Source organism: Sporosarcina sp. P17b, assembly GCF_002743115.1.
In the GTDB taxonomy this organism is placed as follows: domain Bacteria; phylum Bacillota; class Bacilli; order Bacillales_A; family Planococcaceae; genus Sporosarcina; species Sporosarcina ureae_C.
This window is the reverse complement of sequence record NZ_PDYP01000012.1, coordinates 17,383-32,896: the sequence shown is the minus strand read 5'-3', so window position 1 is coordinate 32,896 and position 15,514 is coordinate 17,383. Positions and strand designations below refer to the sequence as shown.

The 15,514-nt window shown below is 38.4% G+C and carries 13 protein-coding genes; 4 read left to right on the top strand and 9 right to left on the bottom strand.

From position 1 onward, the window contains the following. The first annotated feature begins 302 nt into the window (after positions 1-302). The 3 genes from CSV76_RS12875 to CSV76_RS12865 are packed head-to-tail and all read left to right on the top strand — an operon-like array spanning position 303 to position 1,653. A complete protein-coding gene (locus tag CSV76_RS12875; protein WP_099625833.1) occupies positions 303-722 on the top strand; it encodes an organic hydroperoxide resistance protein in 420 nt (139 codons plus the stop codon). Between the two features lie 14 nt (positions 723-736). Next, positions 737-1,213, top strand: a complete 477-nt coding sequence (locus CSV76_RS12870) for a glutathione peroxidase (protein WP_099625832.1) — start codon at positions 737-739, stop codon at positions 1,211-1,213. Beyond that, on the top strand, positions 1,210-1,653 hold the full coding sequence (locus CSV76_RS12865) for a MarR family winged helix-turn-helix transcriptional regulator (protein WP_085426913.1): 444 nt from the start codon (positions 1,210-1,212) through the stop codon (positions 1,651-1,653). The genes CSV76_RS12870 and CSV76_RS12865 overlap by 4 nt, the downstream gene beginning before the upstream one ends. Positions 1,654-1,912: 259 nt before the next feature. Here the strand turns inward: CSV76_RS12865 and CSV76_RS12860 are convergent, their stop codons facing one another. The 6 genes from CSV76_RS12860 to CSV76_RS12835 form a co-directional block, all read right to left on the bottom strand. Beyond that, positions 1,913-2,647 carry a type 1 glutamine amidotransferase gene (locus CSV76_RS12860; RefSeq protein ID WP_085426914.1) on the bottom strand — a complete coding sequence of 245 codons (735 nt, stop codon included), beginning with the start codon at positions 2,645-2,647 and terminating at the stop codon, positions 1,913-1,915. 36 nt (positions 2,648-2,683) lie between these two features. Then, complete coding sequence (locus CSV76_RS12855) at positions 2,684-4,015, bottom strand: aspartate aminotransferase family protein (RefSeq protein WP_099625831.1); 1,332 nt, start codon at positions 4,013-4,015, stop codon at positions 2,684-2,686. Between the two features lie 64 nt (positions 4,016-4,079). Next, complete coding sequence (locus CSV76_RS12850; RefSeq protein WP_232319594.1) at positions 4,080-5,450, bottom strand: glutamine synthetase family protein; 1,371 nt, start codon at positions 5,448-5,450, stop codon at positions 4,080-4,082. Between the two features lies 1 nt (position 5,451). Beyond that, positions 5,452-6,627, bottom strand: coding sequence for a M20 metallopeptidase family protein (locus tag CSV76_RS12845; protein ID WP_099625830.1), 1,176 nt, complete (start codon positions 6,625-6,627; stop codon positions 5,452-5,454). Beyond that, positions 6,620-7,999: an APC family permease gene (locus tag CSV76_RS12840; protein WP_085426917.1), complete on the bottom strand. Its 1,380-nt coding sequence runs from the start codon at positions 7,997-7,999 to the stop codon at positions 6,620-6,622. Before CSV76_RS12840 ends, CSV76_RS12845 begins: the two co-directional genes overlap by 8 nt. 25 nt (positions 8,000-8,024) lie before the next feature. Then, a complete protein-coding gene (locus tag CSV76_RS12835) occupies positions 8,025-9,182 on the bottom strand; it encodes an amidohydrolase family protein (protein WP_085426918.1) in 1,158 nt (385 codons plus the stop codon). A 164-nt stretch (positions 9,183-9,346) separates the two neighbouring features. Between CSV76_RS12835 and CSV76_RS12830 the strand changes: the two genes are divergently transcribed. Beyond that, positions 9,347-11,047 carry a sigma 54-interacting transcriptional regulator gene (locus CSV76_RS12830; protein WP_099625829.1) on the top strand — a complete coding sequence of 567 codons (1,701 nt, stop codon included), beginning with the start codon at positions 9,347-9,349 and terminating at the stop codon, positions 11,045-11,047. 739 nt (positions 11,048-11,786) lie between these two features. Here CSV76_RS12830 and CSV76_RS12820 read toward each other — a convergent pair. The 3 genes from CSV76_RS12820 to CSV76_RS12805 all read right to left on the bottom strand — a co-directional run bounded on the left by CSV76_RS12820 (position 11,787) and on the right by CSV76_RS12805 (position 15,418). Further along, positions 11,787-13,052, bottom strand: a complete 1,266-nt coding sequence (locus CSV76_RS12820) for a hypothetical protein (RefSeq protein WP_199173069.1) — start codon at positions 13,050-13,052, stop codon at positions 11,787-11,789. Between the two features lie 252 nt (positions 13,053-13,304). Then, positions 13,305-14,030: an AIM24 family protein gene (locus CSV76_RS12810; protein ID WP_233204481.1), complete on the bottom strand. Its 726-nt coding sequence runs from the start codon at positions 14,028-14,030 to the stop codon at positions 13,305-13,307. Positions 14,031-14,293: 263 nt separating this feature from the next. Next, a complete protein-coding gene (locus CSV76_RS12805) occupies positions 14,294-15,418 on the bottom strand; it encodes an S-layer homology domain-containing protein (RefSeq protein WP_099625826.1) in 1,125 nt (374 codons plus the stop codon). Between the last annotated feature and the right edge of the window lie 96 nt (positions 15,419-15,514).

The following is a 15,514-nucleotide window of genomic DNA, read 5'->3' as shown; positions in this document are numbered from 1 at the left end:
CACACGACTCCCTACACTTGTTTTGTGGAGTCTAGGATTTTGATGTATTTTTTCTTGTTGAATATCTTTTTCCTATTCGTTCACAGTAAACAGGACTTTCAGGAAATAAAGTATTCTATCAATTTTGGCAATTGAATACATTCTATACTATATATTATTTTCATATTAATCAAGGCTTCCTTTGTAAGGATACATGAGCCGATACTTTTTATTTTTCATTCAGAAACAAAATCATTGCTTTTGTAAATTAAATCGTATAAGATTAAATCGTACACAACATAAAAAGAAAAGAGGAATTTTACATGAAACCACTATACGAAACGACGATTATTAACACAGGCGGACGCGATGGCTCTGTTTATTCACCAGATAATATTTTCAATTTAGATGTAGCAAAGCCTGTAGCACTTGGCGGTGTTGTGTCTGGCGCATCAAATCCTGAACAATTGTTTGCGGCTGGATATAGCGCATGTTTCAACAGTGCACTTGAAATTCAGTTAGACAAAGGAAAAGTAGAGTATGCTAGTAGTGAAGTCATCGCAACTGTAGCACTTTATCCGGATAAAACGGACGGCGGCGTGAAGCTAGGCGCTAAACTTGAAGTAACAATCGAAGGTGTAGATCAAGCAACTGCAGAAGAATATGCAAAGAAAGCACATAATTACTGCCCGTATTCTAAAGCACTCAACGGGAATGTCGAAGTGGAAATCACAGTGAAATAAAAGGAGGAATTTACTTGGTATCGGTATACGATTTTGAAGTTAAAAAAACGAATGGCGAGATCTTGTCTTTGAAAGAGTATGAAGGAAAGCCTTTAGTTATCGTCAACACAGCTAGTAAATGTGGCTTCGCTCCACAGTTCGGTGGTTTACAATCGCTATATGAACAATATAAAGACGATGGCCTGATGGTAGTCGGTTTTCCTTGCGATCAATTCAATGACCAGGAATTTGATAATATTGATCAAACAACTGAATTCTGCCAACTGAACTATGGTGTTTCATTCCCAATGATGGCGAAAGTGAACGTAAACGGCGATGAAGCAGACCCATTATTCGATTACCTGACAACAGAGAAAAGCGGACTGCTCTCGAAGAAAATCAAATGGAATTTCACAAAGTTCTTAGTAGATCGTGACGGACACGTCGTGAAGCGATACGCGCCTCAAACCGTTCCTGCAAAGCTTGCGGATGATGTGGAAAAACTATTATGAAAAAAGACTTTTCTACGCTAGATAAACAGCTCTGTTTCGCGGTTTATGAAACGGCTGGAGAGTTCACTAAACTATACGCCAGTGTCTTAAAATCATTCGGACTGACGTATCCTCAATACTTGGTGTTGCTCGCGTTATGGGAACATGACGAAATCACGATGAAAGAGCTCGGCGAACAAGTAGGCCTAGGAACAGGGACACTCACACCGATGATTTCCCGTATGCAGGAAAAAGGTTGGCTACGCAAAGAACGTTCAGTAGAAGACGAACGTAAAGTTTATGTCAAGTTAGAGAAAAAAGCATACGACGAGAAAAACTCTATTATTGAACGAGTTAATGAGGAAATTCAATTGTGTAATATTGGGTTAAGTGAGTATGAAGAGCTTATGGTGCGATTAAATGAGTTGCAGGGGAAGTTGAAGGAGCGTACGAGGTTGTGATGAAGGGTACTGGGTCCGCACATGATTCTAGATTTATTTAGAATTGATTCTGAGTTGTGTGGGGGGTCTGGTGCTTTTTTCATTTTGAATAAAATGTACAAAAAAAAACGATAGAGTGACTGATTTTCACAGTTGTTCTATCGTTTGTTCTTGTTGATATCATATTCGAACATAAGTTTAAGGTACCTTGTTTTAGAACCAGTCTTGACCTCGAGCAAGTCACTTGTTTTTCTTCACTTAGAAGTATTAAATTGTTTATTTACATTGACATGTTATTTTTTATGGAGCTGGTATTTTCCTGGTCAATTAAACGTTCAAAGTTATCCAAGATCTGAAATAGATATTTTTTGCTTTGCTGACAAGTTTCTTTATTGGCTATTTCCTGAGATGTTTGTGTATAGCGACCTTTTTCGAAGGAGTCACCAAACTTATCTAGTATACGCTGTAGATATTCATTATCAATTTCGGGGTGAAATTGAACTCCGAGAATAGAACGTCCTATTGTAAATGCTTGATTATCGAATGCTTCATTGTCTGCTTGAAGTACAGCGTCTTCAGGCAGATCAAATGTATCTTGATGAAACTGAAAAAATGGAATTTCGTTCGGCAAGCCTTCTAGTAAAACATGAGACTCGCTGTTTTCAACAAAAGAAATCTTCCACCAACCTATTTCTTTATACTTGGCTTTTCTTACAGATTTTCCATACACACTAGCAAGTAGTTGGGCCCCTAAACATATTCCAAAGATCGGTTTTCCACTGTCCGCTACACTGCGAATCCATTTCTTCTCTCTTATTAACCAGGGATACTCTTGTTCTTCATACGCGCCCGCTTGACCGCCTAATATAATTAGCATTTCAAAGTTTTCGATTGGGGGATACTCTTGCCCACAGTCTACACGAATAATTTGCATTTCATGACATCGGCTGATCACCCATTCCTTTACAAAACCAGGTGCAACTAAACCTTCGTGCTGTAAGATACAAACTTTCATATTCTAACTGCACCTTTCTATAAGTATACTTACAAGTTAACCCCAACCAGTGTATTCTTCTAATTTGGCATAATCAAAATCGCCTTGCGCTACATCTTCACAAGCAGCTTCCAAAAGATTCAGAGCTTCTTGTACTTCATTCTCAGTAATTATAAGCGGAGGTGTGATCTCTAGTACATTCCCATGAATTCCTACTGTATATACAAGCAAGCCTAATTCGTAAGACCGGTAGCATATAGCTGCAGTCACTAACGGATCGGGTTGGTTGCTTTCAGATTCAACAATCTCAATCCCTATTGCCAGCCCTTCACCTCTTACATCTCCAATAAAATTGTATTTCTTTTTAATTTCCTTAAGACCTGTCAAAAACTGATTTCCGCGTTCTGTTGCATTACTCATTAAATTTTCTTCTTTAATAATACTTAAATTTTCTATGGCAGCAGCAGTGGAAATAGGATTCCCACTGGCAGTGAACATATGGCCAGCCGGAACAGCATCCATGATTTCCTTTCGCCCGATAACTGCACTTATAGGTACACCAGCACCAAGAGATTTACCGACCACGATTGCATCCGGAATAATATTATCGTGTTCAAACGCAAACCATTTTCCAGTCCGTCCTAAACCCACCTTCACTTCATCCAGGATCAGATAGATTCCATGCTGATCGCATATCTCACTTAGAGCCTGTAAAAAACCTTCAGGTGGCAGTACCATTCCGCCATCACTTTGTATCGCTTCGATAATTACCCCTGCAGTATCTCCAGGAGGACATACTGTAGCAAATACCTCTTTTAAAAAGTGAATGGCTTGTTCTTTGATATTTTCTTTAATTCCACTGAATGGCCGGAATTCATTTGGGTACGGAATTTTAACGACATTTCCTCTTCCTTCAAACATCGATTGAGCGGCATGGCCAGAAAGGGAGGAAGCACCCATTGTTTGTCCGTGATATGAGCCGAAGAAAGATATCATTTTTGAACGTCCGGCAGCCACTGGTATAAACTTGCTAATAAATTCGTTCGCATCCGATCCTGAATGTCCAAACCATACTTTCTTCTCAAATGTCCCCGGTGAAATACTGATTAATTCATCTGCCAGTGTAGTCATTGTTTCACTTGGTGCACTAAGTTGGGTAGTGAATGAAAGCTTTTTATATTGATCATATATTACCTTTGCAACTTCTTCTCGGCTATAACCGATGTTTGCCACTGCCCAACCTGCTGTTAAATCTAGATAAGAAGTACCCTCCGTATCAATAATTCTCGTTCCAGATGCACTCTCTACAGAGATTGGATGGAAACGAAGACTGAGCGCTTTTGAAATCAACTTTTTTTCTCTCTCAATAATGGTGTCTGTTTTCGTCAAACATATCTCCACCTTCTAAAAAATATATTAACTCTTACGCCACCTTCTGAATCGTTGAGTTTAATTAATAAACAGAAGAAAACAACTGTCTTTCCCATTCATTTACTTGATAAAAATGAGATTTCCATTCAGATTTTTTAACTTTAATAAACTCTTCCCAAATATCTCTTCCAATACTTTCTGCGAGTATCGTATCTTTTTCAAGATAATAAAGAGCTTCCTTTAAATCTCTCGGTGCATCTTCTACGCCTAATGTGATTAATTCTTCAGCTGATAATGAAGCAATATCTTTTTCAAGTGGAAGACCAGGATCCATCTTCTGCCGAATACCATGCAACCCTGCAGCAATCAAAGCAGATGACAACATATACGGGTTACACGTTCCGTCTGCACCTCTGTATTCAAATCTCCTTTCTCGTCGGGGTTCAAGAACACGGACGAGTGCAGAACGGTTGCCTACTCCATAGCAAACATGTGCAGGAGCAAAAGTTCCAGGCAATAAGCGCTTATAAGAATTCATAGTAGGCGCAGCTATTGCAGAAAGCGCTTTCGCGTGGTGCAAAATGCCGCCTATGAAGTAATAGGCAGTATCAGACAGCTCTAATCCTCTGCTATCATTAGTTTCTTTAAAAACATTCCGCTCTCCGTCAAATATACTGATATGGACATGCAGCCCACTGCCTGCATATTCTTCAAAAGGTTTCGGTGCCAAAGTCCCAACCATCCCCATATCTCTGGCTAAATGTTTGAATAGCTGACGGAAAGTTACTTGGTTATCTGTCGCTTTAAGACTTTCATCGTATTTTGTATTAATTTCCAGTTGTCCAGGACCGTATTCACTTGATATCTGTTCTGTTTCAATTCCCAACTTATACATAATTTCAACAAACTTTTGAACAAATTCTTCTTGAATATCCAATCCATCCGTTGAAAAACATAAGCTGTTATCAGCGGGTACAAGTTTCCCGTCATGCTCTTTTAACAAGTAGGCTTCTTGTTCGTAGACCATATTAATCTCGCCGCCGGTTTCTTCTTTAGCTTCCTTCAACAGCCTTTTTAATGCACTTCTGGGACAGCCGTGCCAAGGGTTTCCATCTTCATCTACTAAATCAGCATACATACGCGCCGTTTGATTTCTGTGCGGTAGAATTACAAAAGTGTCTGGATCAGGCATAGCAAAGAAATCACCATCGTCCGCTCCATATCTGGCATTTTCAATCATCCTATCAAACATATTGAAATTCATAATAGCTGTACTGAAATTAACCCCTGTTTCCATTGCGCTTCTCACTTGACTCTTATGAATAGTGCGGGCACGAATTGTTCCTGCGTAATCTAAAAATTCCACACGTACATATTGGATATTCTCGCGCTCTATTCTCTCTAATACTTCTTCTTGCTTCGAGTTCATATTCGTTAGTTTAATTGATGTCATTTCACTCTCTCCTTTTCAGCAACTCTTCGGCAATACTTGTATATAGTTCAACACCGTAAATCAAGACCGTATCGTCGAAGTGAAACTTGGGATGATGCAGATCGAATATTTCTTCATTGTCTTTTTTAATACCTAACCGGAAGTACAGCGACGGTACTTTTTCCGAAAAGTATCCGAAGTCATCGGCACCCATCGAAGGTTCATCAAGCTCATAGACTTGAGTATCACCAAGCAAATCAGTCGCAGTTGTCTTAAATAACTCTGTCATACTGAGTGAGTTATTGATTGCTGGGGCACCAATAATATATTCTATCTTTATAGTGGCATTCCATAATCCTTCTGCGGCTTCACAAATATCTTCAATCTTTTTCCTGATCAATTGTCTCGTTGTCGCAGAGAATGATCTTGCTGTACCTTCTATTTCAACTGTATCTGCTATTACATTATTAGCTTCTCCGCCTTGAATTTTACCAATATGAACTAAAGCCGGCTGAGTAGGACTTGTGTGTTTCAACGGAATTTCTTGCAAGTCTTGAACTAACTTTGTTGCTATATTAATAGCATCAATACCTAGATGGGGTCTTGCACAATGACCACCCTTACCTTTAATAACAATTTTAAAATCGTCACAAGATGCCGTCATGCTTCCGCTCTTCACACCAACAGTTCCTAACGGCAGATATGGCCATAAGTGCATACCGACTACACATTCTATTGAGGGATTTTCAAGTACTCCTCTATCAATGAGCTCCTGTGCCGCTCCATCCAATTCTTCACCGGGCTGGAAAATACAGCGTACAGTTCCTTGAAGCTCATCTTTCTTTTCATGCAGCAGTTTAGCTGCACCTAATAGCATAGCCGTATGCCCGTCATGACCGCATGCATGCATTACTCCATCATTACGTGAACGGTAAGAAACTTCTGCCTCTTCTTGAATAGGCAGTGCATCAATATCAGCACGCAAGCCTATGGTTTTGCCTGAAGCGTTCCCAATGATGTCGACAAACACTCCTGTTTCCCCGATCTTTTTATAGTTAATCCCCCAGCCAGTGAGAATCTTCGTGATAGTTTCCGCTGTTTGATACTCTTTAAAAGACAGCTCGGGATTTTGATGGAGTTCTCTTCGAATGGATATTACTTCATCTTTTAATTGATTCAAATAGTCTTTGTTATTCATAGTCCAAATCACCTTTTATTGGTTCCGCGCTATTTTTGCGAAAGGCATTTTTATTGAAGATTTTAAATAGAACAAACAGCACAGTTAGCCAAGCAGCACCTCTTAGTAACGTCCCCAGATCATTGACGAATGATCCATAAAGAACAACTACTATACCGATAAACCCTAATACAGGAAACATCGGAAACAAGGGTTGTCTCCATGATAACTTTGCTACTTCTTCTTTGTAGCGTACTCTGTAAATCACACTGGCAACCAATGTAATCCCCCATGAAAACAACCAAGCAATCACAAGCTGATTTGATAACTCTATATATATCAAATCCGGATTAAATTGACCGATAACAATCAATAAAACAGTTGCAGCCCAAATTACTATAATTGCATTAATGGGCGTGTAAGTTTTAGGGTGTATTTTACCCATGAATTTAGGCAGCATGCCCTCCCTTGCCTGAGAATAAAAAATACGTGAAGTCGCATAAATAGTTCCCATGAGAATAGTAGTTGCTGCGGCTACCCATGCAGCAGTATTCATAATAAATGCACCTGCAACACCAAAAACTTGACCTGCTGCCACTGTAAATGGTGAACTGTCAATCGTCACATTTTGCCAAGGGATGATACCTTGAAGTACGAAATGGGCAAAAGAATAAATAAATAAAAATGTCAGACTTGACCAGATCAGTCCGCGCGGAAGGTCTCGTTCAGGATTAATAGCTTCAGCTCCTGCTGTAACAAGCGTAAGCGCGCCTAAATATGCATACGTACCTAAAGGTATCGCACTTAAAAATCCTGACGCTCCATGTGGCATCAGAGGAGTGAAGTTACTAAGATTTACATCTTTAAGACCAATAACCGCAAATACGATCATTATAGCTACAAGGCCCAACACGAGCCAAAGCTGTATCCTGGCTGCAAGCATAGTACCCGCTATATTCATTAAAGCAAATAAGGTGATAAACACCAGTGCAAACACCATCGGCCACCATTCAGCAGTTAAACTCGGGAAATACCACATTGTTATTTTTCCAAGTGCTAGTCCTACACTGCCGCCAGCTATAATCCAGCCGATCGCAAATGTCATTCCCGCAATGAACCCCCAAGACTTCCCCAAAATCCGTTCAACCCAGTATGACATTGCTCCTGCATTTGGCATGGCAACCGCCATTTCCACTAATGCCATTATTAGAAATAACTGTGACAGACCTGCTACTCCGTACGAAATAATTGAACTTGGTCCCGCCACAGCAATTCCTTCACCCATCAAAAGAAAAATCCCGTCGCCAACTACTGCTCCGACTCCCAAAGCCCAAATGTGCCAGAATTTTAAAGTTCTTTTCGGCTGAAGATCCAACTGTAAATGATCACTCATAAAATTTCCCCTTCCCTATTCTTTTTTATAGTGTGATATTGTAAATCTTTTCAAAATTCCTATAGAGAACCATTTCCCCGATATATTGAGCCCTTTCCACATCCATGTAATCTTTTTCAACCCACGAATTCAGCACTCGCTCAAAGTTTTCAATAAAAATCTTAACACCCATCCAGTTCATTTCAGGAACTGTAAAAGCATCTGATCCATACATGACCTTATCAAACGGTGCCAATTCAAATACTTGAGACATAATCCGTTCGACTCCATGTGCCGTAAATGGATTTTGTAAAGAAATATCCATATATACATTAGGAAGAATACTGACTATAAAGGCAGCCTCCTCCATCCATGGGTAGCCTCCGTGGACAAGATGAACTTTTGTATTTTCGTATTTTTTTTGACGAAAAATATCTAACAAGTAACTTGGGCTTGCTTTTGGAAGTACAACTTCTCCATCGCCGATGCCCGTATGAATATGCATAAATTTGTCTGCTTCAGTGCAACATTCCATCGCAATATGGAAACAGTAGTCACGAAGCCTTTTTACGGGAGCTCTTGTATCATTTTTAAATGTTTCATATTCTCCTGACGCTGCTGACTCATCAATTTCTTCAACATCCAAGCCGCTTCGGTAAGCAATAATTGTTTTTAATCCTACTATATGTTCTTTTCTCAAATCCTCTTGTAAGCGCTTTCTATAAAGGCTAATGAAATCTTCAAATGATTGATGATTCTCAGAAAGCTCCACCATAAGAGGCTCTATTCTACTTATTTCCCAAACCTTGATATCACATAATACTTCGAACTTCTCTCTGTCTATCGGAGGTTGCGGATAGCCAAAATCCATGATAGCTCCCTGCAAATTTACATCCTTGAAAAGTTTTTGAGTATAGGCAGAAAAATCTTTTGATTGCTCATTTCTTGCATGGACAATTGCTTCAATTTCCTCATCGCAATTGAGATAACGCGACATTCCTCTTAGCAGCCTTTGGATCCACATATTCGATCCTGGATACGGCTGATGCTGTTCTACTTCACTCAAGTCTGAAAACATCTCCGGAATTACTGATAAGGAAAGGTTCCGTAAAAATCCGACTGGTGATTGGGATTCTCGATTTTCTTTAAACGGATGTGCATGCACGTCCACTACTTTTACTCCAGTTAGGTTTACTTTCTTCATTCCATATCTCCTCTCAATTCTGCATTCCAAAAAAGAAAAATTACTTTCGGAAAAAAATTTCCGCTACTGTTTTTTCTATTCTGAAAATTGTGATATGATTGATTATATTTTCTAAACTTTTAAACTTCAAGGAAAGAAAAATATTTTTACAAAAGGAGAAAAAAATGAATGAATTCAACTTGAAAGACGCAACCCAATTATTAGCACCTTATCTCTTCGAAGGGATTATAATTATCGATAAACATGGTTTTATTAAAACACTTAATCAATCAGCAGTAGATTATTTCCCTGGAGCCACTAAAAGCCAACTAGTTAGTAAATCCATACATAATTATCTTCCTTCTACAAAAATCTCTCAATTCTTCATGAATAGAATAGACATGAAGAATATAGATATGTCCATTGGACAAAACCATGCTTTAGTCAATATACATGCGATTGATAATTCAGAAGCACTTATAATTTTGCGGCAAGTTACAACCATTAACCGTCAGAATACAGAAATACAAAAGTACCAGCAGTATTTACGTCAGTTTGAAATAATCTTAGATCATATAGAAGAGGGAATCTGTTTTATAGACAATAGCCAAAAAGTTGTTCTTTATAATAAAAAGCAAGGCGAACTGGATTCAAGAGAGACAAAAGACGTTCAGGGGAGATATGCTGCCGAGGTATTTTCGGATAAAGTCAATCAGGCTTCTTCAATTTATACACTTACCAACAACAAGGAAATCGCATCTAGCAACATATTCTTTTCAAATAGTGGAAAGAGATATAGCATCTATCAGAGAAATATACCACTTCTTATCGGCAAACAAAAAATCGGAAATATTCTCATTACAAAAGACTTTTCAAAAACCGAAGATTTTATTGAAACTCTTTATGTCCGGCAAACAGAAGTAGCACAAGATGATATAAATAAAGAAAAGCAGCATTCAAGTTTCTTTTCAGACACTAAAGCGCTATCTTCAATACTAAAGGAGTTAAAACAACTGGAAAACCCTTCTGCTAACCTTATATTTTATGGTGATCGAGGTACAGGAAAAAATGCTTTAGCTCGCTTCTATGCTGAGAACATTCTGAGTAAGCCTGTATATATGATCAACTGCGGCCTTCTTTCTTCTCAATCACTGTCCAATATGCTATTTGGTTCAAACAGTAAAGCAGGTTACTTAGAACTTGCACATAAAGGTGCATTGATAATAGATAAGTTGACGTTAATGCCGCTATTTATCCAGGAAAGACTTTTTAATGCGCTTAAAACCAACACGATTATACGCAATGGGTGTGATGAGGAAATCGAGATAGACACACAAATTATTTCTCTATTGAATGAAAAGCCTTGGGAGGCCATTCAGGAACAGCGATTGAACGAAAACCTCTTCTACGAACTCAGCTCATTCTCTTTTTACATTCCTTCCTTACAGGAGCAGCAGATATCAATCATGCAGTACGCAGAGTATTTTCTTGAGCTATTTGGAAGTAATAACAGTAATACAAAGCACTCATTTGCATTGGAAACTGTAACCTTCTTGAAAAATTATCACTTTCCCGGTAATTTGAGACAACTAAAACATATGATTGAGTGGATGATTAATCGCTCTCCTACTGAATCTGAATTTAAAATAAATCATTTACCAGAATACTTACAAACGGTAGATGCGCAAATAGAAAGTACAACAACAGCAACTTACAATCCTAAAATTGATTTGGTAGAAACAGTCGAACAATATGAAAGGCAAATTATCGAGAATACATTGAACCGCTGCAATTATCACTTAACCAATACGGCAAATCAACTTGGAATTTCCAGACAGAATTTAAACTATAAAATCAAAAAGCATCAAATCGAGTTTGAGAAATAGATTATGTATCCATTGAATCAGAGTACTATAAATATAAAAAAACGGAGATGAACACCAAAGTTCTGTCTCCGTTTTTTTATATTTGTGTTATGGCATAAGCATAGTCTACACGGTCATCTTTATAACAAACAATTATAGGTACTTGTAGATGATTCCTAAATGATTGTTTAAACATATATATTTTTTCTTCAACAGGTACCTTTTTAACACTAGATTAAATAAGTAATTTTCCTGGTTTGTGTGGGAACCTGTACTAATTTAAGGTACCAGGACCTTACACAACTCTAGTTCAATTTAGAGTTGTTCGTCGCTACTGTGAATATCTTATTCCTCATACTAAAATACTTATTTTAAAACCCATCAAAATATTTACGGTAACATTTGCCGGTAACCGTGTTATATTTACAATGTGTTCGAAGAGTGGTCGGGACTCTCGGAGTGCATCTGCACTGCATTCTAAATCCCGTAATCCTTCTCTCTTTATTGGAGGTGTGGTTATGGAGATCCACATCAAAATCTCAAGTAGCTTAGTCATTAAGGTGATTACAGTTGCGGCAATCATCCTCTTCCTATAAAGGTTGAGGTTTTTTTTATAAAAGAAAACTGTCCTGTCGGAACAACTGAATGGCTTACTAATGAAAAGTACCTGCGCGGGAAACTTTCATGATTGTTTAAACACTCAAGAAAGTTTCTCACACAGGTACCTTATTTTTAAGCGTATCCTTAAGATATTTTTCTACTAATCTTCCATCGGTACAAATACTCGTTGCTTATTATTTACGGTAGGAATATATAAAATCTCCTTCTCTTTATATGGCAGTTCAACGACTTCGACGATAATATTATCAATTCGATCGTTCTCCTTGTTTTGTTTCATGTCTATTTTTACTTTTCCCAAGTTTTTGTTTTCTAACTCGATTTTTTCTACCGCTTTATTAACATCTCTTTTAGATTTAACAAGCCTCCCCGCTTTGATGGCTAGAATTCCCCAATGAGGAACAATAGGAAAATCAGTAAATTTTTCTAATGACTTTTCATATTTCTTCTCTTTAGCAACCAATTCACTGTTACTTTGTTGCCGTCTTATTGAATAGACCTTCTCAACTTCTAAGTCAACCTTATGATAAAAACTGCTTGCATAATTTCTTTCTAATTGACTAGTTAATCCATTAATAATTTCTATTTGACCTCCAATCTTCATCCTGGTTCCAATCTCAATTAGTTCTGCAAACAAAGATAGTTTATTGGCTTCAAAAGCAATCGTCATTGTAAAATTAATATCAATGAGTTTTTTTCCCTCAGCATTCGAATCAAATTCCATGTTCAATTCACGTTCTAGTCTTTCTAAACGATACATATATTCCTCATGAATTTCATCTGCAGTTTTTTTGTAGTTCCTAATTGCATATAGATCAGTCGCATCAACAAAGTCTCTACTTGCAATTTCTGACAATCCTTTCCTAGTCGCAATTAAACGTCCTATGTTTGTGTCATGATGAATATTTAGAAGCTCTTCTAATTTCGCATCCATATTAGTAATTTGATCCTGAATTTTATGTAAATAATATGTTCCTGAAACAGCTGACATCACTTGCATTCCGGCTGAAAGAATAATTGTAGGATTCACTGATGCACTTATACCAATGTCAGCAAAACCCGCGTGCTCGGTTATACGACCAGACGAGTCTCGCACCATTGTCGATGTAGTTCCATTTGCGAATTTGGACAAATTGGAGGGATTTGTAGTAGCAGTAAACAAACCATTAGGTGCTTGTTTCGCAATTTGAGTCACAGTCATTCCCTGATTAGCAACTTGCAGTACCGCCTGTGAAACATTACCCGTTATCAATGACAAGTCAGATACAAAGACTTCCTTGTATTTTTTCTTCTCTTTCAATTTATCATCGTTTACTTTTTTCAGAGAAAGCATATCACCTATAGTGTTGGAGAGGACAATTTCATTGATTTCATTTAGGTTACTCAACATTTTTTCTTCAGGCATCATTTAAACTCTCCTTCAGTCTTTTCATTAGATATATAAGTCTTAAGATACCTGGTTCTGAAACAATTCCGAATTGAAGTAGAACCAGATACCTTTAACATTTCACTTGTTTTCTTCTCCGAGTAAAAAATCATAGTTACCACACTTCACATCACAATCAAAAGCACCTGTGCATGAAACTTTCATGATTGTTTAAACATTCACGTTTGTTTCTCACACAGGTACCTTATTTTAATCGAATCTGTTATTTCGAATTTATTGAAGGAACGGCGCCATTAACACTTTTCCTGTTCCGCGGTAGACATTTACCAATCCTTCGCCTGAAGCCGCCGAACCCATAAGTGTTTTTCCAGAGCGTTCGACAGTAAATTCTAAACCGCCTGACCAAGCAATCGCCATATTTCCATCGATTTTCAACTCATCATTTTCTAACTCAATTTCTATAAGTTCCTCTCTTGCCACGGAAGATTCCAGTGCAATCACTCCTTGCCCGGTAAGTCCCAAATTGAAAAGACCTTCCCCGCCCAAAGCAGCAGAAGAAAGATTAGAACGCATCACGGCCTTATGTTTTAATCCTGAATCACAAGCTAAAAAGAGTCCGTCTTCAATGACGAGTGACTGATCCCACTCATATACATCCAGTAGCAAAATATGCTTATACGTTGGTTCTAAAATAAGTGTACCGGTGCCCGTGTACTCCGGTTTGATGCTCGATTCTTTGGTCATTTTGCCCCTAATCGTTTTTCCGATGAAGTCTCCTACTCCCTTAAGCCCAGTCGTCGCTTTCACGTCTCCCGCCATCCATTGCATGGCCCCTGCCTGAATCGTAATGTTTGACTGACTGACATCGCAAACTAGCTGTCTTCGTCTTACATTCATTTCGGAAGCATAATATGCCGATTGAGCCGTTGCATGATTCGTACTTAGTTCTTTTTGAAACTCTACTACTTTAAAAGGACCTAGTTCTTCCCTGATTTTCACATTCTCATTATCTTCAAAGTTTTTAATTGTAAACAGAATAATCGCCCGCTTTCTGATTTTCTTTTTTTGCAATGTTATGGTAATTATAGCATGATTAGGACTAGTAAAATTCACATTTCCTATGCATTGATGAAAGGTTTCTGTGCATGAAACTTTCATGATTGTATAAACATTCACGTTTGTTTCTCACACAGGCATCTTGTTTTGAACATTTATGTTTGTTTATCGCGTAGGTACTGTACACTATTTCATCGTTCAATTATTCAATCCGATCCCCATTCCGCATGGAAACGTTTCATAGCTTCGGGACCGGTGATTGTTTTCAGGAAATATTCTTCCGCACGTTTTGTACGGGCATTGATGAGGTCATCCATGCATATATCACTCTCGCAGTTTCCGTATTCTGAGTCTGTGATCCTGCGTAACGTCCTATAATCATCTGTTACTTTAGTAAAATCACCTTCAAGCCATCGTGTCAGCATTTCTCCTACGATTGAATTCTCTTTCGTAAACCGTTTTAAGTAACGTATGTTTTGCTTCGCCATTTCATTGTATCCACGATACTTACTGTACAATTCGATTTCACGCGTATCGCCATAAGGACCGTCTTTGATGGGATCTGTAAGTAAGTAGTCGGCTGGATAAAGCGTCACTTTCTGTTGCATCATACTAAGCATGGCTTCTGCTATATTATAATCGGAACTCTGCAGATATTCAGGTTGCGCAGTAGTCAATTGCCCCGGCAACGGTCTTTCAGGATTTTCAGGATTGATCGGGTCATTCCGATGCAGGGTCCGGTAGAGGAAAACGGCGTAGTGATCACGGGAGACAGCGATATCTGGATAGAATATGCCACCGTCACCCGTCGTAATATCGGCAGCATACATTGCTCGTATGTATTCACTCATCGGATGGTTTCTCGGTACGTCAAGGAAATCAAAGTCCGAAATCTCTTTCAGTTTAAATGCTATTGTCAGCACTTTCGCCATCTCTCCACGTGTAATCTGCTTGTTCGGATAAAAATTACCTTTTGCATCGGGCTCAAATATACCCGCTTGCTGTACTTTCTGGATGTCATGAAAATAAGGATTCTTCGTGGAGACATCCTTGAATGCCACAAACTTCTTCCGTGCCGGCAATTTGACAATTCTGTTGACAAGCGCGGCTGCTTGCTTCCGATTGATTTTTTCTTTCGGCTTGAATGTACCGTCCGGATACCCACTGATAACTTTCTGATCCCGCATTTCATGCACCATTTCAAAATAAGGATTGTTCGTTGACACATCTCGGAATGGATTCTTGACGGACGCCTCTGTCCCCGTCGGTATCATGAGCAGCGGCAATATAATCAACACTGTCATCATTATTTTCCATAGTTTGCTTTTCATATAAATACCTCCTATCGGTTAGTACGATATATTTATCAGCGTACAGACGTAGATTTCAGGAAAAAGTTTCAAAATAAAAATCATAAAGGTACCAGG